This window comes from Nocardioides sp. SYSU D00038, assembly GCF_016924665.1.
In the GTDB taxonomy this organism is placed as follows: domain Bacteria; phylum Actinomycetota; class Actinomycetes; order Propionibacteriales; family Nocardioidaceae; genus Nocardioides.
Genome location: NZ_JAFFJT010000024.1, coordinates 92319 through 114505 on the forward strand (window position 1 = coordinate 92319; position 22187 = coordinate 114505).

At 74.2% G+C, this 22187-nt stretch carries 22 protein-coding genes; 15 read left to right on the forward strand and 7 right to left on the reverse strand.

Annotated elements, in window-relative coordinates; translation table 11 throughout:
• Window positions 1–6 precede the first annotated feature (6 nt).
• The 3 genes from JT721_RS14080 to JT721_RS14090 are packed head-to-tail and all read right to left on the reverse strand — an operon-like array spanning window position 7 to window position 3289.
• Window positions 7–426: a VOC family protein gene (locus JT721_RS14080; protein ID WP_205473878.1), complete on the reverse strand. Its 420-nt coding sequence runs from the start codon at window positions 424–426 to the stop codon at window positions 7–9.
• Window positions 427–435: 9 nt separating this feature from the next.
• Window positions 436–996, reverse strand: coding sequence for a CGNR zinc finger domain-containing protein (locus tag JT721_RS14085; RefSeq protein ID WP_307828060.1), 561 nt, complete (start codon window positions 994–996; stop codon window positions 436–438).
• A 10-nt stretch (window positions 997–1006) separates the two neighbouring features.
• The gene (locus JT721_RS14090; protein ID WP_205473879.1) at window positions 1007–3289 is read right to left on the reverse strand and encodes a helicase-associated domain-containing protein; all 2283 of its coding nucleotides are present in this window, start codon (window positions 3287–3289) and stop codon (window positions 1007–1009) included.
• Between the two features lie 60 nt (window positions 3290–3349).
• Here JT721_RS14090 and JT721_RS14095 point away from each other — a divergent pair, with 60 nt between their 5' ends.
• From JT721_RS14095 to JT721_RS14110, 4 genes are read left to right on the forward strand one after another with little or no spacing between them, the layout of a single operon-like run.
• Window positions 3350–4174: a PP2C family serine/threonine-protein phosphatase gene (locus tag JT721_RS14095; RefSeq protein ID WP_205473880.1), complete on the forward strand. Its 825-nt coding sequence runs from the start codon at window positions 3350–3352 to the stop codon at window positions 4172–4174.
• Window positions 4171–5895: an FHA domain-containing protein gene (locus JT721_RS14100; RefSeq protein WP_205473881.1), complete on the forward strand. Its 1725-nt coding sequence runs from the start codon at window positions 4171–4173 to the stop codon at window positions 5893–5895. Before JT721_RS14095 ends, JT721_RS14100 begins: the two co-directional genes overlap by 4 nt.
• Window positions 5896–5929: 34 nt before the next feature.
• Entirely contained in the window at window positions 5930–7060 is a 1131-nt protein-coding gene (locus tag JT721_RS21450) for an RDD family protein (RefSeq protein ID WP_205473882.1), read from the forward strand.
• A 27-nt stretch (window positions 7061–7087) separates the two neighbouring features.
• Window positions 7088–7504, forward strand: coding sequence for an SRPBCC family protein (locus tag JT721_RS14110; RefSeq protein ID WP_205473883.1), 417 nt, complete (start codon window positions 7088–7090; stop codon window positions 7502–7504).
• Between the two features lie 6 nt (window positions 7505–7510).
• Here the strand turns inward: JT721_RS14110 and JT721_RS14115 are convergent, their stop codons facing one another.
• Complete coding sequence (locus JT721_RS14115) at window positions 7511–8227, reverse strand: aspartate/glutamate racemase family protein (protein ID WP_240340748.1); 717 nt, start codon at window positions 8225–8227, stop codon at window positions 7511–7513.
• A gap of 82 nt (window positions 8228–8309) precedes the next feature.
• On the opposite strand from JT721_RS14115, the gene JT721_RS14120 reads away from it, so the two are divergent.
• The gene (locus JT721_RS14120) at window positions 8310–9197 is read left to right on the forward strand and encodes a LysR substrate-binding domain-containing protein (RefSeq protein ID WP_205473885.1); all 888 of its coding nucleotides are present in this window, start codon (window positions 8310–8312) and stop codon (window positions 9195–9197) included.
• On the opposite strand, the gene lepB is transcribed toward JT721_RS14120, so the two are convergent.
• Window positions 9194–9919 carry a signal peptidase I gene (gene lepB / locus JT721_RS14125; RefSeq protein ID WP_205473886.1) on the reverse strand — a complete coding sequence of 242 codons (726 nt, stop codon included), beginning with the start codon at window positions 9917–9919 and terminating at the stop codon, window positions 9194–9196. The two genes, JT721_RS14120 and lepB, sit on opposite strands and share 4 nt — an antisense overlap.
• A 71-nt stretch (window positions 9920–9990) precedes the next feature.
• On the opposite strand from lepB, the gene larE reads away from it, so the two are divergent.
• From larE to JT721_RS14140, 3 genes are all read left to right on the forward strand, one after another.
• Window positions 9991–11424 carry an ATP-dependent sacrificial sulfur transferase LarE gene (gene larE, locus JT721_RS14130; protein WP_205473887.1) on the forward strand — a complete coding sequence of 478 codons (1434 nt, stop codon included), beginning with the start codon at window positions 9991–9993 and terminating at the stop codon, window positions 11422–11424.
• Between the two features lie 9 nt (window positions 11425–11433).
• Window positions 11434–12147, forward strand: a complete 714-nt coding sequence (locus JT721_RS14135; RefSeq protein ID WP_205473888.1) for a M50 family metallopeptidase — start codon at window positions 11434–11436, stop codon at window positions 12145–12147.
• A 69-nt stretch (window positions 12148–12216) separates the two neighbouring features.
• Window positions 12217–12612, forward strand: coding sequence for a cold-shock protein (locus tag JT721_RS14140; RefSeq protein WP_205473889.1), 396 nt, complete (start codon window positions 12217–12219; stop codon window positions 12610–12612).
• A 19-nt stretch (window positions 12613–12631) separates the two neighbouring features.
• Here JT721_RS14140 and JT721_RS14145 read toward each other — a convergent pair whose 3' ends face one another.
• On the reverse strand, window positions 12632–14212 hold the full coding sequence (locus JT721_RS14145; RefSeq protein ID WP_205473890.1) for an MFS transporter: 1581 nt from the start codon (window positions 14210–14212) through the stop codon (window positions 12632–12634).
• Between the two features lie 95 nt (window positions 14213–14307).
• Between JT721_RS14145 and JT721_RS14150 the strand changes: the two genes are divergently transcribed.
• A complete protein-coding gene (locus JT721_RS14150; RefSeq protein ID WP_307828061.1) occupies window positions 14308–15084 on the forward strand; it encodes a DUF3027 domain-containing protein in 777 nt (258 codons plus the stop codon).
• 120 nt (window positions 15085–15204) lie between these two features.
• Here JT721_RS14150 and JT721_RS14155 read toward each other — a convergent pair whose 3' ends face one another.
• A complete protein-coding gene (locus JT721_RS14155) occupies window positions 15205–15504 on the reverse strand; it encodes a DUF2530 domain-containing protein (protein WP_307828062.1) in 300 nt (99 codons plus the stop codon).
• A 61-nt stretch (window positions 15505–15565) separates the two neighbouring features.
• Between JT721_RS14155 and JT721_RS14160 the strand changes: the two genes are divergently transcribed.
• The 6 genes from JT721_RS14160 to fusA all read left to right on the forward strand — a co-directional run bounded on the left by JT721_RS14160 (window position 15566) and on the right by fusA (window position 22186).
• Window positions 15566–17023, forward strand: coding sequence for an NCS2 family permease (locus JT721_RS14160; RefSeq protein WP_205473891.1), 1458 nt, complete (start codon window positions 15566–15568; stop codon window positions 17021–17023).
• Window positions 17024–17108: 85 nt separating this feature from the next.
• Window positions 17109–17576 carry a MarR family winged helix-turn-helix transcriptional regulator gene (locus JT721_RS14165; protein ID WP_240340749.1) on the forward strand — a complete coding sequence of 156 codons (468 nt, stop codon included), beginning with the start codon at window positions 17109–17111 and terminating at the stop codon, window positions 17574–17576.
• A 26-nt stretch (window positions 17577–17602) separates the two neighbouring features.
• The gene (locus tag JT721_RS14170; protein ID WP_275898863.1) at window positions 17603–18847 is read left to right on the forward strand and encodes an MFS transporter; all 1245 of its coding nucleotides are present in this window, start codon (window positions 17603–17605) and stop codon (window positions 18845–18847) included.
• Window positions 18848–19147: 300 nt separating this feature from the next.
• Window positions 19148–19519: a 30S ribosomal protein S12 gene (gene rpsL / locus JT721_RS14175; RefSeq protein WP_205473893.1), complete on the forward strand. Its 372-nt coding sequence runs from the start codon at window positions 19148–19150 to the stop codon at window positions 19517–19519.
• 2 nt (window positions 19520–19521) lie between these two features.
• Window positions 19522–19992, forward strand: coding sequence for a 30S ribosomal protein S7 (gene rpsG / locus JT721_RS14180; RefSeq protein WP_205473894.1), 471 nt, complete (start codon window positions 19522–19524; stop codon window positions 19990–19992).
• Between the two features lie 82 nt (window positions 19993–20074).
• The gene (fusA, locus tag JT721_RS14185; RefSeq protein WP_205473895.1) at window positions 20075–22186 is read left to right on the forward strand and encodes an elongation factor G; all 2112 of its coding nucleotides are present in this window, start codon (window positions 20075–20077) and stop codon (window positions 22184–22186) included.
• The last annotated feature ends 1 nt before the right edge of the window (window position 22187 follow it).

Below are 22187 nucleotides of genomic sequence, written 5' to 3' on the forward strand. Positions count from 1 at the left end.
TCCAGCCTACGGACCGGTGGAGGACCGGTAGAGGCAGAACGGGTGGCCGTCGGGGTCGAGCAGCACCCGCACGTCGTCCTGGGGCTGGTACGACGCCGGCTCGGCGCCCAGCGCCACCGCGTCGGCGACGGCCGCGTCGAGGTCGTCGACCTCGAGGTCGAGGTGCAGCTGCATCGTGGGCCGCCCGGGCGCCGACGGCCACACCGGCGGCTCGTGCCGCTCGTCGAGCTGGCAGGCGAGGTAGGCGACGCCGTCGGGCGGGCGCACCGTCACCCAGGCGTCCTCCTCGGTGCCGATCCGCCAGTCGAGCAGCTCGGCGTAGAAGCGGGCCAGTCGGTGCGGGTCTCGGCTGTCGAGCACCACGCCCCAGTAGTCGGTGCGCCGGTCGCGGTCGGGCTGGTCGTGCTGGGAGGTGCGGCCGCGCATCCGGCGAGTCTAGGCGCGCGCGCCGGGGGAGGGGGAGGGCGACGGCGCCGGGACGGCGGCCCGCTTGCGCGCCCGGTGGGCGGCGACGTTGGCGCGCGAGGAGCACCGCTCGGAGCAGTAGCGGCGCGAGGCGTTGGGCGAGGTGTCGACGAAGACCCGGGTGCAGGGCACGGCGGCGCAGACGCCGAGGCGGCCGGGGCCGAGCTCGCAGACCAGCGTGGCCAGGCCGAGCAGCGACTCGCCCGTGAGCAGCTCGCCCACCGAGGCGTGCCGCGAGGCGACGTGGAGGTGGAGGTCGTCGGGATCGGTGGTCGAGATCTGTGGGGTGACGGGGTAGGTCACCAGCAGCGCGTTGAGGGTGTCGACGACCCGGCGGGTGTCACCGTCCCGGGCCGCTGCGAAGACCGGGCGCAGCTCGCGCTGGAGCCGGCGCACCAGCATGCAGTCGCGGTCGGTGACCTGCCCGGCGAGCCACGGCCGTCCGGCCAGCACGGCGCGCAGGTCGGCGACCTCGCCCACCTCGGCGTTGAGCAGGTCGGCGGCCGTCTCGGCGTACCCGCGCACGTCCACGCCGGGGAGTCTACGAAGCAGCCCCGTCGTCGATCGGGCGCACGAGCCCGATCCGGTGCACGGCGAAGGTGCGCTCCTCGCCGGTGCGGTGGTCGCGGGCGGTGAGCACCCCGCCCTCCACCGACCTGGGGTCGACGACCCGCTCGCTGCGCACGCCGTGGTTGTCGACGTAGCCGATCAGCACGGTGGCGCCCACCTCGACGGCCTCGCGCAGCGCCGCCAGCGACCCCGACGGCGTCAGCGCCGTCGACGACGCCGGCCGGTGCGAGGCGGCGACGTCGCCGGCGCGCACGGCGGCCACGACCTGCTGCACCCTGGCGGCGTCGCGTGCCGACCGCAGTCCGGCACCGCGGCGGTCGCGGGGCGTGCGGGCCCGCACCACGTCGCGGCGGGCCACGTGCACGCTGCCGTCGGCGCCCTCGACCACCGGGGCGGCGCCGAGCTCGCGGAGCCGGGGGAGCAGCACGTCGAGGGGCGTGGTGCTGATGACGACGGTGGGCGCGATCCGCCGCAGCCCCAGCGAGGCGGCCCTGGGGTGGTGGAGCAGCTCGGTGAGCGCGGACTCGTCGTCGGCGCGCAGGAACGCCTCGGCGTGGCCGACCCGCACCGTGCCGAAGGTCCGCACGGTGTCGTCGACGAGGTAGGTGAGCGGCTGCGGCACGGGGGTGCGCGACACCGAGCCGAGGAACGCGTGCAGCTCGGCCGCCGACCAGCCCACGTCGAGGGCGCGCCGCACCGAGCCGGAGGTGAACCGGTAGACCGTCGCCCCGCCCCGGGACTCCACGTCGGCCACCAGCTGCAGCTGCCGGGCCAGCGCGGTCTCCAGGGGACCGGGGGCCACCGCGGTGAGGTCGGCCTGGAGCAGCACGTGGTCGACCGGCGCCGGCAGCAGGTCGGCCAGCGCGGCCGAGGCGCCGGCCGGGTCGCCGTCGAGCAGCGGCCCGGCGTACGACGCCACGCCGCCCAGCCCGGTCACGCCCAGGGTCGCCGCCTCGGCGACCGTCCAGGCGACCTGGTCGGCGCGGGTGCGCGGTCGACGCGGCCGCTGCCAGGTGAGCAGCGCCACCAGCGACGGCAGGCCGGTGCCGGCGGCGAGCACCTGCCCGGCCGGCAGCGCCGCGAGCGCGGCCAGCGTCATCCGTCGGGTCTCGGCCATGTGCACGCCGGAGAGCTCCGGCGACAGCGCGTTCCACGGCTTGCCGGCGGGGTCGCGACTGCCGACGAGCCCGGGCATCCGGGGGCTCTCGAGCCACGCGGAGACCAGCGCCGCCCAGCGCTCCTGCGACGAGCGCGAGCTCCACTGGTCGAACTGGTCGGTGGGCGCCCAGGCGGGGTTGCCGTCGGCGTCGGCGGCGGTGGCGATGAGCCCGGCGCCCCACGCGACCTCGACCACCAGCGCCGTGGTCGCCTCGTCGAGCTGGAGGTAGCCCGCCGCGGCCCGCAGCTCGCGCACCCCCAGGCCGCCGCTGCGCAGCGCCGAGGGGGGCGTGGTGCCCCAGTGGTCGAGCAGCAGCTCCACCCGCCGCACCAGCTCGAACGCCGCGCCGGCGGCGGTGCGGTCGACGAGCGCGGCGTCGCGCTCGGTGGTCGCGACCTCGGGGACGTCGTCGACGGGCTCGGTCGTCGTGTGCCCGCCGCGCAGCGCGATGCCGACCTCGCCGGGCACCACCACCACGCTGCCGCGCGGCACCAGCAGCCGGCGGGCGAGCAGCTCCTCGGCGGGGGTCGTGGCGTCGGCCGGCAGCACGGTGTGCCGGGCCGAGCCGGTGGTGGCCTCGCCGCCGGCGTCGCAGACGTGCTCGAGCATGGCCCGGGCCGCGGGCGAGACCTCGGCGATCCGGCGGGCGGCCTCGGCGAGGGGCAGCGGGTCGGCGGAGGCGGTCTGCAGGCCGCTGCGGGCGTCGGCCGGGCCCGCCTGCAGGACGTCGGCGACACCGGTGAGCGGCCGCAGCCCCGAGGTCGACTGCCAGGCCAGGGCCAGGTCGGCGAGCCGCTCGACCGCCGCCCGGACGGCCTGCCGGTCGGCCCGCACCAGCTCCTCGAGCCGGGCGTCGGGGGTTTGACCTGCGACGACGAGGGCATCGAGTACGAAGAGCTCGAGCCGGTCCAGCTGGTCGAGCGCGCGCATCAACGAGGACCGGGTGGCGGCTCGCGAGGCCACCTGGCCGGAGTCTTGAGGGGCAGGAGTGGCGAGATCGGGACGGGCCGAGAGCAGTCGGGCGAGCCGCTCGTCGGGCCAGCCGCGCAGCTGGTCGGCGAGCGAGCGGTACCCCTGGGGCGCTCGGGCGGACATCCCTCCCACGCTATCCGCCGCACCCACGGCCCCGCCCACGCGCTGCCCCCGGAGGCGACGTTGACCCAGGTCGAGCTCCACCACGGCGCCACCACCGACGTCGGCCGGGTGCGCGAGCAGAACGAGGACGCCTTCCTGGTCGCGCCGCCGGTCTTCCTCGTCGCCGACGGCATGGGCGGGCACGACCGCGGCGACGCCGCCAGCCGGATCGTGGTCGAGGAGTTCGCCGGGCTGGCGGAGTCGGGCTACGACGCCGTGGCCGCGCGCGACGCGGTGACCCGCACCCTCGACGCCTGCCAGCGGCGGCTCGAGGAGTTCATGGCCGAGGCGCGCGCCGGCGGCTCGTCCGACTTCGTCACCGCCACCACCGCCGTGGGCGCGTTCCTCGCCCAGGCCGCGGACTGCTCCCCGGTGTGGCTGGTGATGAACCTCGGCGACTCCCGTGCCTACCGGCTCCACGACCGGCGGCTCCAGCAGGTCAGCACCGACCACAGCCTGGTGCAGGACCTGGTCGAGTCCGGCGAGCTGAGTCCCGAGCAGGCCCCGCACTTCGAGGGGCGCAACGTCGTCACCCGGTCGCTCGGTGGCACCGGCCGCGGCACCGCGGACTTCCACGTGCTGCCGGTGGCCGAGGCCGAGCGGCTGCTGCTGTGCAGCGACGGCGTCAGCGGGATGATCGACGACGCCGAGATCGAGCGGATCCTCCTCGACACCGGCGATCCCCGCGACGCGGCCGACCGGCTGGTGGCGGCCGCGGTGGCGGCAGGGGGACTGGACAACGCGACCGCCGTCGTGGTCGATGTGGTGGGATTGGTCGCCGACAGCAGCTACGACTCCGAGCAGCAGCGCGCGAGTCTCGAGCAGAAACTGGGGGTCCTGCCGTGAGCAACCTCGACGCCCCCGGCGCCCGGTCCTACCGGCCCGGCGCCTGGTTCGGCATCGTCGGCGACCACGCCACCGTGCTCCTGCCGCCCACCGAGAAGGCCCGTGTCGCGCGGCTGTGGGAGCTGGTCGACGACGGCGCGGGGTTCGACGTGACCCTCGACGCGCTGATCGCCGGCGGGCTGCGCGAGCTGCCCGGCTTCGTGCTGGTCAGCACCACCGACGACGAGACCAAGCTGGTGATCCGCGGCGAGGCGTCGGCCACCATCGTCCTGACCGACGACACCGTGGAGCTGGCCGGGTCCAGCGCGACCACCTGGGTGGAGCGCTCGCTGCGCGGCGTCGAGCGGATGACCGTCGACGTCGGTGAGCCCGAGGGCGACGGCCGCAGCTTCCCCACCTCCGGCGGCCTGGTGCGGCTCTCGGCGCTCGAGCTGGGTCGTGCGCCGGACGGCCTGCCGCCGTTCGGCGAGGCCGACGTCGCCACCGCCGAGGAGCTCGCCGAGCCCGACGACTGGGGCTCGACCCCCGTGGGCGCGGCCTCCGCCGCCGCCACCTCGGCGCCCACCACGGCCGCGCCCGGTCCCGCGATCCCGCTGCCGCCCCGCGAGCCGTCGCCCCTCGACGCGCCGTCCGACCTCCTGGCGCCGTCCGACGTCCAGCCCCAGGTCCAGCCCGACGTCCAGCCCGACGTCCAGCCCGACGTCGAGCCCGAGGCGACGGACGGGCCCGAGGTCGAGGAGGAGCCGGCCTTCCCGCCCTCGGCCCTCGACGCGCCGCTGGCCGACCTCGAGCCGGACGCCCCCGCGTCGAGCCCCGCGTCGAGCCCCGTGTCGAGCCCCGTGTCGAGCCCGGTGCCGACGCCGGTCGAGGACGCCGAGCCCGCCGACGCCGAGCCCGCCGACGCTGAGCCGGTCGAGGAGGTGCCGGTCGAGGAGGTGCCGGTCGAGGAGGTGCCGGTCGAGGAGGTGCCGCTGGACGCCCTCCTCGGCCCTGCGACCGACGAGCCCGACGTCGACGTGGTCGAGACCGAGCTCCTCGAGCAGCAGGCCCTCCCTGCCGAGTCCGAGCGCGCGGCCGAACCGCCCGCGTGGACGCCGGCACCGCCGGCACCACCCGCTCCTGCGGCTCCACCGGCGGCCCCGCTGTTGCCGCCGCCCCCGCCGCCGCTGGAGCCGCCGCCGGGCTGGGGTGCCCCTGCCGCGGACGAGACCGCCGACGACGCCGATGACGCGGACGCGGCCGCCGACACCGGCGTGCTGCCGGTGACCGACCACGACGGCCTCACCGCCTCCTCCGACCACGACCCGTACGCCCGTCCGGCTCCCGGCATCCCGGGGCAGCCGCCGGCGCCGCCGGTGACCAGCCGGCCGGTCGCCCGCCTGGTGCTCTCCAGCGGCGGGGTGGTCGACGTCGACCGCAGCGTGCTGCTCGGCCGGGCCCCCGAAGCCCGGCGGGCCGGTGCCGGCGCCGTCGACCCGCGCCTGGTCACGGTGCCGAGCCCCCACCAGGAGATCTCCTCGACCCACGTCGAGGTCCGGCCGGGCGCCGGTGCCGACCACGGCAGCGCGGTCGTCACCGATCTCGGCTCGACCAACGGCACCGTGCTCGTCCAGCCCGGTGTCGGGCCGGAGGAGCTGCGGCCGGGCATCACCGTCCAGCTGGTGCCGGGGGCCGTGATCGACCTGGGTGACGGGGTCACCGTCCAGGTGACCCAGCCCTGACCGCGGCCGCCCCATGAGCGACTCGGCGACCCACGTGGCAGCCCTGCTCCCGGCGGGGCTGGACCGGCGCTTCTACGCGTTCGTGCTGGACCGGCTGGTGGCCTGGACGGTGTACGCCGCCGCGGTCTACGCCGCCGTGGTGCTGTTCGGCGACGACGACCGCTGGCTCCCGGGGGTGGCGCTCGTGGTCGGCACGGTGGTCGTGGTCTGGCTGGTCGGTGCCTTCGTGCTGGGGCTGCTCGGCACCTCGCCGGGGCGCGCCGCCACCGGGCTGCGGGTGGTGACCGAGGGCACCACCGCCCCGATCGGCGTCGGCCCCGCACTGCTGCGCACGCTGGTGGTGGGCGTCGCCACCCTCCCGACGTTCGGCTTCGGCGCCGCGGCGCTGGCCTGGACGGCGCTGGCCGACCCGAGCGGAGCCCGCCGCGGGTGGCACGACCGGCTGGTGCGCTCGGCGGTGGTCGACGTCCGGCCGCGCCGGGAGGTCGCGGCCCCCGAGCCCGAGCGGCCCCGCCCGGTGGTCAACCTCACCGCGATGCGGCTGGTGCCGGCCTCGCCGACACCGCCGCCCACCGTGCCCGACCGGCGTCCGGCCGCGCCGCCGCCCGGCCCGACCGCCCCGGACGGCACGCCACCGGCCCCCGCGACCGCGCCGGTGCCCCAGGTCGCCACGCCGGCCGCGACGCCCGCCAACCCCCCGACCGTCACGCCGCGCCGCTCGCTCGGCTGGCCGCTGGTCGGGCCGCCCACACCCGAGCCGGCGGCCCAGGCCCAGCCACCCGCTCCCGCGCCGTACGACGACCTCGAGACGACCACCGTGCGGCGGCCCCCGGCCGCCTGGCGGGTCGCCTTCGACACCGGCGAGGAGTTCGAGGTCGACGGGCTCACGCTGGTCGGCCGGCGCCCCGAGCCGCGGCCCGGCGAGCCGGCCCGGCGGCTGGTGCGGCTGCCGTCACCGGACCTGTCGCTGTCGAAGACCCACGCGCAGTTCCAGGTGGTGCCCGACGGCGCGCTGGTCGTGATGGACCGGGGGTCGACCAACGGCTCGTTCCTGCTGCGCGGCGGCACCGTGCGGCGCCTCGAGCCCTCGGCACCCGCGACCCTCCGCGACGGCGACGTCGTCCGCTTCGGCGACCGCGAGATGCGCGTCTCGCGCGCCGGTTGAGCCCGATACCCCCTAGGGTCCGTGCGCATGGACTTCCACTACACCCGCACCGAGGCCACGACCGCCGCCCCCGCCGCGGTCTGGGCGCTGTGGAGCGACCCCGGCACCTGGGCGGCCTGGGACCCGGCCGTCGACGCGGTCACCCTCGACGGCGACTTCGCCGAGGGTGCCGCGGGGACGATGGTGCTCAGCGGCGGGATCGAGACGCCGTTCACGCTCGAGGTGGTCGAGCCAGGTGCCCGCTACCTCGACCAGCTGACCATGGGCGAGCTGGTGATCCGGATCGACCACGTGGTCGTCGCCACCGAGACCGGGTCCGACGTCACCGTCACCACCGCGATCTCCGGGCCGGGTGCCCAGGACATCGGCCCGCTGGTGACCCGGGACGCGCCGACGGCGATGGCGACGCTGGTCGCGATGGCCGAGGGGCGGCCACCGGCCTAGCCGGGATCACGCCGGCTGCAGGGCGCCGCAGGCCAGGTCGACAGCGGCCTCGGCGTGCACCCGCATCGAGTCCAGGACGGGGACCGGGCAGTGGTCGGCCCCCACCAGCAGCTCGATCTCCGTGCAGCCGAGCACCACGGCCTGGGCCCCCGCGGCCACCAGCCGCTCCATCACCGCGGCGTAGGTGGCCCGCGAGGAGTCCAGCACCGTGCCCTGGGTGAGCTCGTCGAAGATCACCCGGTCGACCTCCGCGCGGTCGGCGGCGTCGGGCACGCGGACCTCGAGGCCGGCGGCGCGGAGCCGGCCGACGTAGAAGTCCTCCTCCATCACCCAGCGGGTCGCCAGCACGCCGAGCCGGTCCCAGCCCTCGCGGCGGGCCCGGGCGGCGATCGCGTCGGTGATCCGCAGCAGCGGCACGTCGAGCGCGGTCTCGACCTCGTCGGCGACCTTGTGCATCAGGTTGGTGCAGATGAGCACGAAGTCGGCGCCGGCGTCCTGGCAGCGGCGGCCGGCGTCGGCGAGCAGCCGTGCGGCCCCGGCCCAGTCCTCCTGCTGCTGCAGGGCGCGCACCTCGGAGAAGTCCAGCGACTGCAGGGCGATCCGCGCCGAGGCGTGACCGCCGAAGCGGCGCTGGACCTCCTCGTTGATCACGCGGTAGTACTCGGCGGTGGAGTACCAGCTCATGCCGCCGATCAGGCCGATGGTCTTCGGGGTGCTGTCCATGGCCCCAGCGTGACGGCTGGCGGGCCCCCAAGGTAGCCCTGTATTTCTTCGCCGAGCCATAACTACTGCTTATGATGCCCGGATGGACCCCCGCCGCCTGCTCATCTTCCGCGAGGTGGCCCGGTCGGGCTCCATCAGCGGGGCCGCCCGGGCGCTGGGCTGGACCCAGCCCGCGGTGAGCCAGCACCTGCGGGCGCTGGAGCGCGAGGCCGGCTGCACCTTGCTGCTGCGGGCCACGACCGGGGTGGAGCTCACCGAGCCAGGCCGCGCGCTGCTGGCCCGGGCCGACGCGGTGGCCGGCGAGCTGCACGTGGCCCGCGAGGAGCTGGCCGAGCTCACCAGCCTGCGCCGGGGCCGGGTGCGGCTGGCGGCGTACCCCTCCGCGGCCGCGACCCTGGTGCCGCGGGCGATGGCCCGGCTGCGCGCCACCCACCCCGACGTCGACGTCGCGCTGACCGAGGCCGAGCCGCCCGAGGCGCTGGCGCTGCTCGAGAGCGGCGACGTCGACCTCGCGCTGGTGTTCGGCTACGACGACCCGGGCGACGATCCCGCCGGCGGGCGGGCGCTGGTCTGGCGGCCGCTGGTCGACGAGCCCGTCGACCTGATGCTGCCGCCCGACCACCGGCTCGCCCGCCGCCGCTCGGTGGCGGTGGCCGACCTGGCCGACCAGCCGTGGATCGTGGGCTGCGTGCGCTGCCGGGCGCACACGCTGCGGGTCTGCGCGACGGCCGGCTTCGAGCCCGACGTCCGCCACGAGAGCGACGACTACGTCGTGGTGCAGAACCTGGTGGCGGTCGGTCTGGGCGTGGCGCTGCTGCCCCGCACCGCCACCGAGGCGTTCCGCCACGCCGACGTCGTGGTCCGGCCGGGTCGCGCGTTCGGCACCCGCACCTACGGCACCGTCCACCGGGAGGGCGCGCTGGGCGTGCCTGCCACGGCCGCGCTCGCGGCGGTGCTGGCGACCGGCTAGTCCGAGGCGGGGTCGGCGACCGAGTCGAAGACGTCGGGGCGGCCGGTGAGGTCGGCCCGGCCGGGCGGCCAGACCAGCGCGAAGACCTTGCCCACGACGAGGTCGACGGGCACGTAGGCCGCCTCGGGGTCGCACCCGGGGTTCTTCTCGCGGCACAGGTGCACGGTGGAGTCGGCGGAGTCGTCGCGGTTGTCGCCCATCACGAACAGCATCCCGTCGGGCACCGGCCCGGCGGTCCACGAGCAGTCGAACTTCATCGGGCCGTCGCAGTCGGTCTGCGGGTCGATGAAGGAGTCCTCGTCGAGAGCGGTGCCGTTGACCGACAGGCGCCCCTCCTCGTCGCAGCACTCGATGGTGTCACCGCCGACGCCGATCACCCGCTTCACCAGGTGGCCGCCGGTGGGGTAGAGCCCGATCTTGGCCAGCAGCGCCGCCACACCGGACGGCTCGGGCTCGTCGACGGCCAGCCAGTCGCCGGGGTCGTCGAAGACCACCACGTCGCCGCGCTGCGGCTCGCCCCCGAACCAGTACGACGGCTTCTGCACCAGGATCCGGTCGTTGACCTGGAGGCCGGGCTCCATCGACTCCGACGGGATGTAGAACGACTGCACCAGGAACGTCTTGACGACCAGCGCGAGGAGCACGGCGAAGACCAGGAGGAGGACCGTCTCGCGCACGACCTTGCCGGCCGGCTGCCTGGGCCGGACCTCCCCGTCACTCATGGCTGTGACCCTACCCACCGCTCCCGCAGTCGCCGGCGGCGCACAGCGGCCCGGGTCCTACCCTTGTGCCCATGTCCTCGACCGCCGGCCCCGCCCCGCTGGTGGTCGGCTTCGACCTCGACCTGACGCTCATCGACACGGTCGCGGGCTTCGGCGACGTGCTCCGGGTGCTCGGCGCCGAGCTGGGCGTGGAGTTCCCCGTCGAGGAGATGACCAGCCGGCTCGGCCCCCCGCTCGAGGTGCTGCTCGAGCCCCACCTCGCCGCCGAGGAGGTCGCCCCGGCCGGCGACCGGTTCCGCGAGCTCTACCCCCACCACGCCATCGAGACCGTGCCCGCGCTCCCCGGCGCCCACGAGGCGCTGGCCGCCGTACGTCGTCGCCGGGGGCGGGTCGTGGTCGTCACCGGCAAGCACACCCCCAACGCCCGGCTGCACCTCGACCACGTCGGCTTCGACGTCGACCACCTCGAGGGCCGGGTCTGGGGCGTGGGCAAGGCCGACGTGCTGGTGCGCGAGGGGGCGTCGATCTACGTCGGCGACCACGTCCACGACGTCGAGGGCGCGCTCGCCGCCGGCGTCACCAGCGTCTCGGTGCTCACCGGCGGCTGCACCCGCGAGGAGCTCGAGGCGGCCGGCACCCACGTCGTGCTCGACTCGCTGGCCGACTTCCCGGCCTGGCTCGACGACCACCTGCTCGAAACCCGGCTGGCCGCGCTCGAGTCCGACCTGCGGCGGCGCGGCTCGGTGCTGGTGGCCTACTCCGGCGGCGCCGACAGCGCGTTCCTGCTGGCGGCCGCGGTGCGCGCCCTCGGCCCCGACCGGGTGGTCGCGGCCACCGGCTACTCGCACTCGCTGCCGCAGGCCGAGCGCGACCCGGCCCGCGACTTCGCCGCCTCGCTCGGCGTCGAGGTGCTCACGCCCGAGACCCACGAGATGGACCGCGAGGGCTACCGCGCCAACTCCGGCGACCGCTGCTACTTCTGCAAGGCCGAGCTGGTCGACGTGCTGGGGCCGCTGGCCGAGGCGCGCGGTCTGGCGGTGGTCGCCACCGGCACCAACGCCGACGACGCGGTCGCCGGGTTCCGGCCCGGCATCCGCGCGGCCGACGAGCGCGGCGCCGTGGCGCCGCTGCGCGACGCGGGGCTGACCAAGGACCAGGTGCGCGCGGCCTCGCGACGCTGGGGCCTGCCGACCTGGGACAAGCCGGCCGCGGCCTGCCTCTCCTCCCGGGTGGCGTACGGCGTCGAGGTGACCCCCCACCGACTGGCGCGCGTCGAGCGCGCGGAGGCCGCGGTCCGGGGCCTGCTGGCGCCGCTCGGGGTGCGCGACCTGCGGGTGCGCGACCTCGGCGACCGGGCCTCGGTGGAGGTCGACCGCGCGCTGCTGCCGCTGGCCCCGGAGGTCGAGCAGGCGGTGCTGGCGTCGGTCAGGGGCGCGGGCTTCGCCGAGGTCGCGGTCGACGACCGCGGCTTCCGGTCCGGGTCGCTCAACGAGCTGCTGGGCTGAGGCCGTCGGGTGTCGACCCTCGCGGAGGCCTGGGACCGCGCCACCGCGGTGCAGCCGGTGCCCGAGCCCGCGGTGGTCGCCGCCACCGGCGCGGTCGCGCTGCTGCTGGTGCTCGCGCCGGTGACCTGGCGCCGGGTGCGCCTCGGCGTCACCGTCGTGCACGAGGCCGGGCACGCGGTCGTCGGCGTGCTGGTCGGCCGGCGGCTCGAGGGCATCCGGCTGCACTCCGACACCTCCGGGCTCACCGTCACCCGCGGCCGGCCCCGCGGGCCGGGCATGGTGGCGATGCTCGCCGCCGGCTACCTCGCCCCCGCCGCGGTCGGCCTGCTGGCCGCGGTGCTCCTCGGTCGTGGCCGAGGGGTCGGGCTGCTGTGGCTGCTGCTGGTGCTGCTGGTCGCGCTGGTGGTGTGGATCCGCAACGGCTACGGCCTGCTGACCGTCGTGGTGCTGGGCGCGGGGCTGCTCGCGCTGACCTGGTGGGCCCCGGTCGAGGCGCAGTCGCTGGTCGCCTACCTGATCGGGTGGCTGCTGCTCCTGGCCGCGCCCCGGCCACTGGTCGAGCTGCTGCGCTCGGGCCGCGCGCGGCGCCGTACGTCGGACCCCGACCAGCTCGCCGGGCTGACCCACCTGCCCGCCGTGCTGTGGATCCTGCTGCTCCTGGCCGCCAACCTGGCCGGCCTGGTGCTGGGCGCCGGGCTGCTGGTGCCCGAACTGGTTGGCTGACGCGCGCGAGCAGCGCCTAGGCTGGCCGCCGCGGCGACGACGCCGCGGACGACACGAAGGGTCAAGGCAGTGCCGACTGGCAAGGTGAAGTGGTTCGACGCCGAGAAGGGCTTCGGCTTCCTCTCGCAGGAGGACGGCGCCGACGTCTACGTGCGCGCCGACGCCCTCCCCGAGGGCGTGACCACCCTCAAGGCGGGCACCCGGGTCGAGTTCGGCATCGCCCAGGGCCGCCGCGGCGACCAGGCGCTCCAGGTCCGGCTGCTCGACGCCCCGGCCTCGGTGCAGCGCAACCAGGCCGTGGCGATGCGCAAGCCCGTCGACGAGATGGCCACCCTGGTCGAGAGCCTGATCGTGCTGCTCGACGGCGTGGGCGAGGACTACCGCCACGGCCGGCGACCCGCCCGCGACTCCGCGCGCCAGACCGCCAAGGTGCTGCGCGCGCTGGCCGAGCAGCTCGAGCTCTAGGCGCGGAGCCCGCCGAGCCCTACTCCCAGCGCTCGCCGTCGGTCTCGGGGTCGTCGCGACGCCACACCTGCATCGGCTGGGTCGGCGGCAGGTCGTCGGCCGCCACCCGGCGCCGGGTCGGGCGGACGGCGGTGGCCGGCACCTCGGACTCCGCGTCCGCGTCCACCACCGGCGCGGGCGGACGGCGGCGCGCTGCCCGCCGCCCGGCGAGCACGTAGATCGTCCACGCCAGCAACACCGCGAACGCCACGCCCAGCCCGAGGCGGGCCGGCTCGAGCGGCAGCGCGATGCCGATGAAGCCGCCGATCACCCAGGCCAGCTGGAGCGTGGTGTCGCTGCGGGCGAACGCGCTGGCCTGCACCCGGGTCGGCACGTCGCGTTGGATCGTGGCGTCGAGGCAGAACTTGGCCAGCGACTGGGCGAGCCCGGCCACCAGGCCGAGCAGCGCGATGGTGAGGACGCCGTAGAAGAGCATCGCCAAGGTCGCCACCACGAGGTCGGCGACCAGTGCGAGCACCACCGTGACGGCGGGGTTGATCCGCTTGAGCAGCGAGGCGGCCAGCACGCCGAGGGCGTTGCCGGCACCGGCGGCGCCGACCACCAGGCCGACCAGCAGCTCCTCGCGCAGCCCCGATGGTGGCGGGTTCTCGCGCAGCAGGAAGGCCATGAACATCAGCAGGAAGCCGGTCAGCCAGCGGGGCCCGCAGTTGGCCCGCAGCGCGAAGGCGACCGGCCCGGGGATCCGGGTGCGCGAGCGGCCCTTGCGCGAGACGCCGGCCTCGAGGGGGCCGCGCAGCACCAGGTCGCCCTCGCCGGCGCTGGAGTCGACCTTGTCGGGCAGCCGGATCGCGCAGACGGTCGCGACCACGAAGAGCAGGAAGGCGTAGCGCAGCGACCACTCCGGCCCCGCCAGTGACGCGAGGCCGGCGATCGGCGCCGACACCGAGGCGCCGACGATGCCCGACATCGACACCCGGCCGTTGGCCTTGACCAGCGTGAAGCCGTGGGGGAGCAGGCGCGGCACGGCGGCGGCCCGCGTGACGCCGTACGCCTTGGACGAGACCAGCACGCCCAGCGCCGCGGCGAACAGCCACGGGGAGTCACCGGTGATCGAGGTCGCCAGCGCCCAGCAGAGGAAGGCGCGCAGCGCCATCGTGGCGCCGATCGCCCAGCGCCGGCCGTGGGCGAACCGGTCGAGGAACGGTCCGATCAGCGGCGCCACGATCGCGAACGGCAGCATCGTCAGCCCGAGGAACAGCGCGACCTGCCCGCGCGCCTCGCCCGAGGGGACCTGGAAGAACAGCGAGCCGGCGAGCGAGATCGCGACCGCGGCGTCGCCGGCGGTGTTGAAGAAGTGCATCTGGATCAGCCGGGAGAGCCCGGACTCGCCGGCGCCCTCGGCCTCGGCGGCGCGCTGCGCCTGCTTGACCGTGAACCGGCTGGCCCGGCCGGTCACCCTGGCCAGGCCCGCGATCCCGCGCCCGGTCGCCCGGACGCCCTTGGCCACCGGGCTCGGCCCCTCGCGAGGGGTGTCGCGGGGACCGTCGTGACGGGGAGCGGGGTCGGGGTGGGGGTCCCGCCAGCGCTGCTCGTCGGACATGGGGGACATCCTGCCCCCTCGGCCCGACGCCCGCGCACGGGGCGCGCCACGACCCGACCTGACAGCGGGCGGGTCGATCAGTCACACTGCGGTCCGTGGACACCGAGCTCGCCGCCCAGCCCGACGCCGCCATCGCTGCCGCCGTCGACACGGCCCGCGAGGCGCTGCTCGCCGAGGTCGACGGCGCCGACGTCGGCGACCACCTCGGCGTCGTCGCCGAGGGCGACCGGATCGCCACCCACCAGTTCGTGTGCACGCGGGCGGGCTACGTCGGATGGCGCTGGTCGGTCACCCTGGGCCGGGCCGCCCGCCAGCGCCACGCCACCGTCATCGAGGTCGTGCTGCTGCCGGGCGACGAGGCGATCGTCGCGCCGGAGTGGGTGCCCTACCGCGAGCGGCTCCAGCCCGGCGACCTGTCGCCCGGCGACCTGCTGCCGGTGCCTGACGACGACCCGCGGTTGGTGCCGACGTACTCCTACGGCGACGACCCGCTCGACCCGGACGACAAGGCGCAGATCCGCCAGGTCGCGCAGGACCTCGGCCTCGGCCGGGTGCGCACCCTCTCCCGCGAGGGCCGCGACCTGGCCGCCGAGCGCTGGGCCGCCGGCGACGGCGGGCCCGACTCGCCGATCGCCCAGGCCGCGCCCCACCACTGCCACTCCTGCGGGTTCCTCGTGCGCATCGCCGGCCCGTTGGCGGAGATGTTCGGCGTCTGCGCCAACGGCGACGCCAACGACGACGGCCGGGTCGTGACCTTCGACCACGGCTGCGGCGCCCACTCCGAGGTCCGGCTGGCCAAGAAGCACGAGCCGGTGCCCGTGCCCGAGCCGGTCTTCGACACCCTCAGCCCCGACGAGGTCGAGACGTTCTGACGCCAGCGCCCCGAGGAACGAGGGGCGGTGGCGTCGCTGGTGGTCGAGCAAGGCCGCACGACCGAGGGACGAGGTCGTGACCGGTCGGGTCGGGACCGAGTGGTCCCGGCCGGGGAGCGATCAGGCCGCCTGCTCGGCCTCGTCGTCGAGCTCGGCGCGGGTGACGCGCCGGCGCCGGCAGTACTCCAGGCCGAACAGCCCGAGCCCGCCGCCGGCCAGGCAGGTCCACAGCCACCAGGTGCGGCCGTCGTCCTGCAGCGAGCCGGCGAACGGCAGCAGCGCGACGAACATCAGCAGGAACGCCGCCGTGCCGACCTGCACGGTGACCACGCCGTCGACGTCCAGCGGCTCGACGTCGGCCACGATGAACGTGCGGTTGCCGATCTCGTGCGCCTTGGTGTTGTCGTCGCGGAGCTCCACGGGTCCACGGTAGCCCCCTGCCCGTTCCGGTGCGGCCGCGCTTCTGCCACGATGTGGGCCCGTGAGCACGCTGACGCCCGGGACCTCCCGCCTCGACCGCTACTTCTCCATCACCGACCGCGGCTCGACGCTCGGCCGCGAGGTCCGCGGCGGCGTCGTCACCTTCTTCACGATGGCCTACATCGTGGTCCTCAACCCGCTGATCCTCGGCTTCGTCGCCGACGTCGACGGCAACTTCCTCGGCGGCGGCACCGGCAACGGCGAGAACCTGCCGGCGATCGCGGCCGGCACCGCGCTGGTCGCAGGGGTGGTCACGATCCTGATGGGCGTGGTGGCCAACTACCCGATGGCGCTCGCCACGGGCTTGGGCCTCAACGCCTTCGTGGCGTTCTCCATCGCCAGCCAGATGACCTGGGCCGACGCGATGGGCCTGGTGGTCATCGAGGGCCTGATCATCCTGCTGCTGGTGCTCACCGGCTTCCGGCAGGCGGTCTTCCACGCCGTGCCGACCCAGCTGAAGGTCGCGATCTCGGTGGGCATCGGCCTGTTCATCGCCCTGATCGGCTTCGTCGACGCCGGCTTCGTCGGCCGGATCCCCGACATCGCCGGCACCTCGGTGCCGGTGCAGCTGGGCCGCACCGGCCAGCTGGCCGGCTGGCCGGTCCTGGTCTTCGCCCTGGGGCTGCTGCTGCTCATCGCGCTGTGGGTGCGCAAGGTGCGCGGCGCCATCCTGATCTCGATCGTGGTCATTACCGTCGTCGCGATGGTGGTCGAGGCGATCGGTGACCTCGGCAGCGCCAACGAGGGACCCACCGGCTGGGCGCTCACGGTGCCCAAGCTCGACGACGTCTTCCGCTCGCCCGACTTCGGCACGCTCGGCGAGTTCAGCCTGCTCGGGTCGTTCGAGGAGGTCGGCGTCGTCACCGCGCTGCTGCTCGTCTTCACGCTGATGCTGGCCGACTTCTTCGACACGATGGGCACGATGACGGCCATCGGCGCCGAGGCCGGCCTCAACGACGAGGAGGGCACGCCGCCGAACGCGCAGCGGATCCTGGCCGTCGACTCGGTCGCCGCCGCGGCCGGCGGCCTGGCCGGCGTCTCGTCCAACACCAGCTACATCGAGTCGGCGTCCGGCGTGGGCGAGGGCGCCCGCACCGGCCTCGCGTCGGTCGTGACCGGCGTGCTGTTCCTGCTCACGATCCTGGCCGCCCCGCTCGTGGCGGTGATCCCGTCGGAGGCGGCGGTCCCGGCGCTGGTGCTGGTCGGGTTCCTGATGATGCAGCAGGTCACCGAGATCGACTGGGCCGACCTCGAGATCGCCATCCCGGCGTTCCTCACGATCGTGCTGATGCCGTTCACCTACTCCATCACCGTCGGCATCGGAGCGGGCTTCCTGGCCTACACGCTGATCAAGGTGACGCTGGGCCGGGCCCGCGAGCTGCACCCGCTGATGTGGGTGGTCGCCGCGCTGTTCGTCGTCTACTTCGGCATCAACCCGATCAGCGACTGGCTCTCCTGACGCCGGCCCGCACCGGCCGGCCAGGCGTCCCCAGCGGTTGGGGGCGGCGGAATAGTTAGCACGGGTAATGACTTATGCTAACGACATGCCGACCGCGCAGCGCACCTCCCGCACCCGCTCCGACGCGGGGCTCGCCTCCGAGCTCCGCTACGCGGTGATGCGGCTGCGCCGCCGGCTCGCCGCCGAGCGCCACCCCGACAACGAGCTCGGGATGAACGCGATGGCGGTGCTCGGTGCGCTGCACCGGCGCGGCGACCTGACCGTCGGCGAGCTGGCCCAGCACGAGCAGGTGCAGCCGCCGAGCATGACCCGCACGGTCACCTGCCTGGTCGAGGGCGGCTACGCCACCCGCCGTCCCCACGACACCGACGGCCGCCAGGTCGTCATCAGCATCACCGAGGCCGGCCTGGCCGCGGTCCGCGCCGACCGCCAGCGCCGCGACGAGTGGCTCGCGCGCCGGCTGCGCGGGCTCTCGCCCGAGGAGCGCGAGGTGCTCCGGGCGGCCGCGCCGATCCTCGAGAGACTCGCACTCGACTCCGAACCGAAGGACTGAGCACCACGTCACCCACCTTCCGATCCCTGCACAACCCCAACTACCGCACCTACGCCGCCGGCAGCCTGGTCTCCAACGTCGGCACCTGGCTCCAGCGCGTCGCCCAGGACTGGCTGGTGCTGCTGCTCACCGCCAACAGCGCCGCGGCCATCGGCATCACCACCGGCCTGCAGTTCCTCCCGTTCCTCCTGCTCTCGCCGTTCGCCGGCCTGGTCGCCGACCGGATCCCCAAGCGCCGCCTGCTCCAGCTGACCAACCTCGGCATGGCCGTGCCCGCGGTGGTGCTCGGGCTGCTCGCCGTCACCGGCACCGCGCAGATCTGGCACGTCTACGTGCTCGCGCTGACCCTGGGCGTCGCGTCGGCCTTCGACGCGCCCGCCCGCCAGTCGTTCGTCTCCGAGCTCGTCGACCCCGACGACCTGACCAACGCCGTCGGTCTCAACTCCGCGAGCTTCAACGCCGCGCGCATCCTCGGTCCGGCCATCGCCGGCGTCTCGATCGCCGCCCTCGGGTCCGGCGTCACCGCCACCGGCTGGGTGATCCTGGCCAACGGCCTCAGCTACCTCGCGCCGATCCTCACCCTGCGCCACCTCGACGCCCGCCTGCTCCACCCCAGCGACCCGGTGCCGCGCTCGCCCGGGCAGATCCGCGAGGGCGTCGCCTACGTGCGCAGCCGCCCCGACCTGATGCTGATCCTCGGCATCGTGTTCTTCGCGGGCACCTTCGGGCTCAACTTCCAGATGACCTCCGCCCTGATGGCCACCCAGGTCTTCGACAAGGGCGCCACCGAGTACGGCCTGCTCGGCACCTTCATGGCGGTCGGGTCGCTCACCGGCGCGCTGGTCGCCGCGCGGCGGGTCCGGGTGCGGCACCGGCTGGTGATCGGCGCGGCGGTGGCCTTCGCCCTGGTCGAGGTCGCCGCCGGCCTGGCGCCGTCGTACCTGGTCTTCGCGCTGCTCTGCCCGCTGCTCGGCGTCTCGGCGCTGACGATGATCACCGCGGCCAACGCGTTCATGCAGCTGCACACCGAGGCGGGAATGCGGGGCCGGGTGATGGCGCTCTACCTGATGATCTTCATGGGCGGCACCCCGCTCGGCTCGCCGCTGATCGGGGCGCTCGGGGAGGCGTTCGGGGCCCGCTGGACGCTGATCCTGGGCGGCCTGCTCACGCTGGCCGGCACCCTCGGCGCCTCGGCGTGGTACGTCGTGGCGGCCCGCCGCCGGGCCGCCGTGCCGGCCCCGCGGCGGCTCGAGGAGCCGGTGCCGGCCTGAGCGGCGGCGGGAGCCCGCTGCCGCGTTTTGACCGGTGTGGGGGCGGCCGGTAATCTCATTCCTCGTGTCTGGGACGACCAGGCCGTTGCGCGTGCCCGGAACCCGCCGCGAGGAATGAGCGTGGTGGGCGGGCATGAAAGCCACCGATCCCCTGCGTGGGGATCGGCCGTGCGCCGGGCGACACGCCCGACCTCGGGGGTGAGCTCGGCGGGCCGACGCTGCACCGCCCACGACACCGCAGTTCGATCGAGCCCGGCACCGTGCCGGGTCCTGAGAGTGAAACAGGAAGGGAACCACCCGGTGCCCACCATCAACCAGCTGGTCCGCAAGGGCCGCCAGGACAAGGTGTCGAAGAACAAGACGCCTGCCCTGAAGGGTTCGCCCCAGCGACGCGGCGTCTGCACCCGCGTCTACACCACCACCCCGAAGAAGCCGAACTCCGCCCTCCGCAAGGTCGCCCGCGTGCGCCTGTCGAGCGGCGTCGAGGTCACGGCGTACATCCCGGGTGTGGGCCACAACCTCCAGGAGCACTCGATCGTGCTCGTCCGCGGCGGCCGGGTGAAGGACCTCCCCGGCGTCCGCTACAAGATCATCCGAGGCACCCTCGACACCCAGGGCGTCAAGAACCGCAAGCAGGCGCGCAGCCGCTACGGCGCGAAGAAGGAGAAGTAGAGATGCCGCGCAAGGGTCCGGCCCCGAAGCGGCCGATCGACGTCGACCCGGTCTACGGGTCGCAGCTGGTCACCCAGCTCGTCTCCAAGGTGCTGCAGGACGGCAAGAAGCAGGTCGCCCAGCGCATCGTCTACAGCGCGCTCGAGGGCTGCCGCGACAAGACCGGCACCGACCCCGTCGTCACGCTCAAGCGGGCGATGGACAACGTCAAGCCGGCCATCGAGGTCAAGTCCCGCCGCGTCGGCGGTGCGACCTACCAGGTCCCGATCGAGGTCAAGGGCACCCGGGGCACCACCCTGGCCCTCCGCTGGCTGGTCGGCTACGCCGCCGACCGTCGCGAGAAGACCATGTCGGAGCGCCTGATGAACGAGATCCTCGACGCCTCCAACGGCCTCGGTGCCGCGGTGAAGAAGCGCGAGGACACGCACAAGATGGCCGAGTCCAACAAGGCCTTCGCCCACTACCGCTGGTGAGGCGTGCGGGTGCACCCGAAGAGGTGCGCCCGCAACCGCCCGCTCGAACCAGCAACACTCCTACCTAAGGAACACAGACACAGTGGCTGTCGACATCACCACGGACCTCAACAAGGTCCGCAACATCGGCATCATGGCTCACATCGACGCCGGCAAGACCACCACCACCGAGCGCATCCTCTTCTACACCGGCATCACCTACAAGATCGGTGAGGTCCACGAGGGCGCGGCCACGATGGACTGGATGGAGCAGGAGCAGGAGCGCGGCATCACGATCACGTCGGCCGCGACGACCTGCTGGTGGAAGGACCACCAGATCAACATCATCGACACCCCGGGCCACGTCGACTTCACCGCCGAGGTCGAGCGCTCGCTGCGCGTCCTCGACGGCGCGGTCGCGGTGTTCGACGGCGTCGCCGGTGTCGAGCCCCAGACGATGACCGTGTGGCGGCAGGCCAACAAGTACTCCGTGCCCCGCATGTGCTTCGTCAACAAGCTCGACCGCACGGGCGCGGACTTCTTCCGCTGCGTCGACATGATGGTCGAGCGGCTGAACTCCACCCCGCTCGTCCTGCAGCTGCCGATCGGTGCCGAGTCCGACTTCCTCGGTGTCGTCGACCTGGTGCAGATGAAGGCGCTCACCTGGCGCGGCGAGACCAAGATGGGTGAGGACTACACCGTCGAGGACATCCCGGCCGAGCTCCAGGAGCAGGCCGACGAGTACCGCGAGAAGCTGCTCGAGACCCTCTCCGAGGCCGACGACGCCATCATGGAGAAGTACCTCGAGGGCGAGGACCTCACCGTCGCCGAGCTCGAGGCCGCGATCCGTCGCGCGACCCTGGCCGACAAGCTCAACCCGGTGCTGTGCGGTACGGCGTTCAAGAACAAGGGCGTGCAGCCCCTGCTCGACGCCGTCGTCAAGTACCTGCCGTCGCCGCTCGACATCGACGCGATCGTCGGCCACTCGGTCAAGGACGAGAACGAGGAGATCTCCCGCAAGCCGGCCGACTCCGAGCCGTTCTCCGGCCTGGCCTACAAGATCGCCAGCGACCCCCACCTCGGCAAGCTGATCTACGTCCGGGTCTACTCGGGCAAGCTCGAGGCCGGCTCGTCGGTGCTCAACTCGGTCAACGGCCGCAAGGAGCGGATCGGCAAGGTCTACCAGATGCACGCCAACAAGCGTGAGGAGATCAGCTCGGTCGGCGCGGGCCAGATCGTGGCCGTCATGGGCCTCAAGGACACCAAGACCGGGCACACCCTGTGCGACCCGGCCAACCCGGTGGTCCTGGAGTCGATGACCTTCCCCGCGCCCGTGATCGAGGTGGCCATCGAGCCGAAGACCAAGGGCGACCAGGAGAAGCTCGGCACCGCGATCCAGCGGCTCTCCGACGAGGACCCGACCTTCACGGTCAAGACCGACGAGGAGACCGGCCAGACGATCATCGCCGGCATGGGCGAGCTCCACCTCGAGATCCTGGTCGACCGGATGAAGCGCGAGTTCCGCGTCGAGGCGACCGTCGGCAAGCCGCAGGTGGCCTACCGCGAGACCGTCCGCAAGGAGGTCACGAACCACAGCTACACCCACAAGAAGCAGACCGGTGGTTCGGGTCAGTTCGCGAAGGTCGTCATCTCGCTCGGCCCCAACATCGACCCCGAGACGGGCACCGGTGCGGGCTACGAGTTCGTCAACAACGTCAGCGGTGGCCGGGTGCCGAGGGAGTACATCCCCTCGGTCGACCAGGGTGGCCAGGAGGCCATGGAGTTCGGCGTGCTCGCCGGCTACCCCATGGTCGACGTGAAGTTCACGCTCGAGGACGGCGCCTACCACGACGTCGACTCCTCCGAGCTGGCCTTCAAGATCGCCGGCAACCAGGCCTTCAAGGAGGCCGCCCGCCAGGCCAAGCCGGTCCTGCTCGAGCCGATGTTCGCCGTCGAGGTGACCACCCCCGAGAGCTTCCTCGGCACGGTCATCGGCGACATCAACAGCCGCCGCGGCCAGATCCAGGCCCAGGAGGAGCGTCACGGTGACATGGTCATCAACGCCCTCGTGCCGCTGTCCGAGATGTTCGGGTACGTTGGCGACCTGAGGTCCAAGACCTCCGGTCAGGCTTCGTACTCGATGGAGTTCGACTCGTACGCCGAGGTTCCCACGAACATCGCCGACGAGATCATCAAGAAGGCCCGCGGCGAGTGAC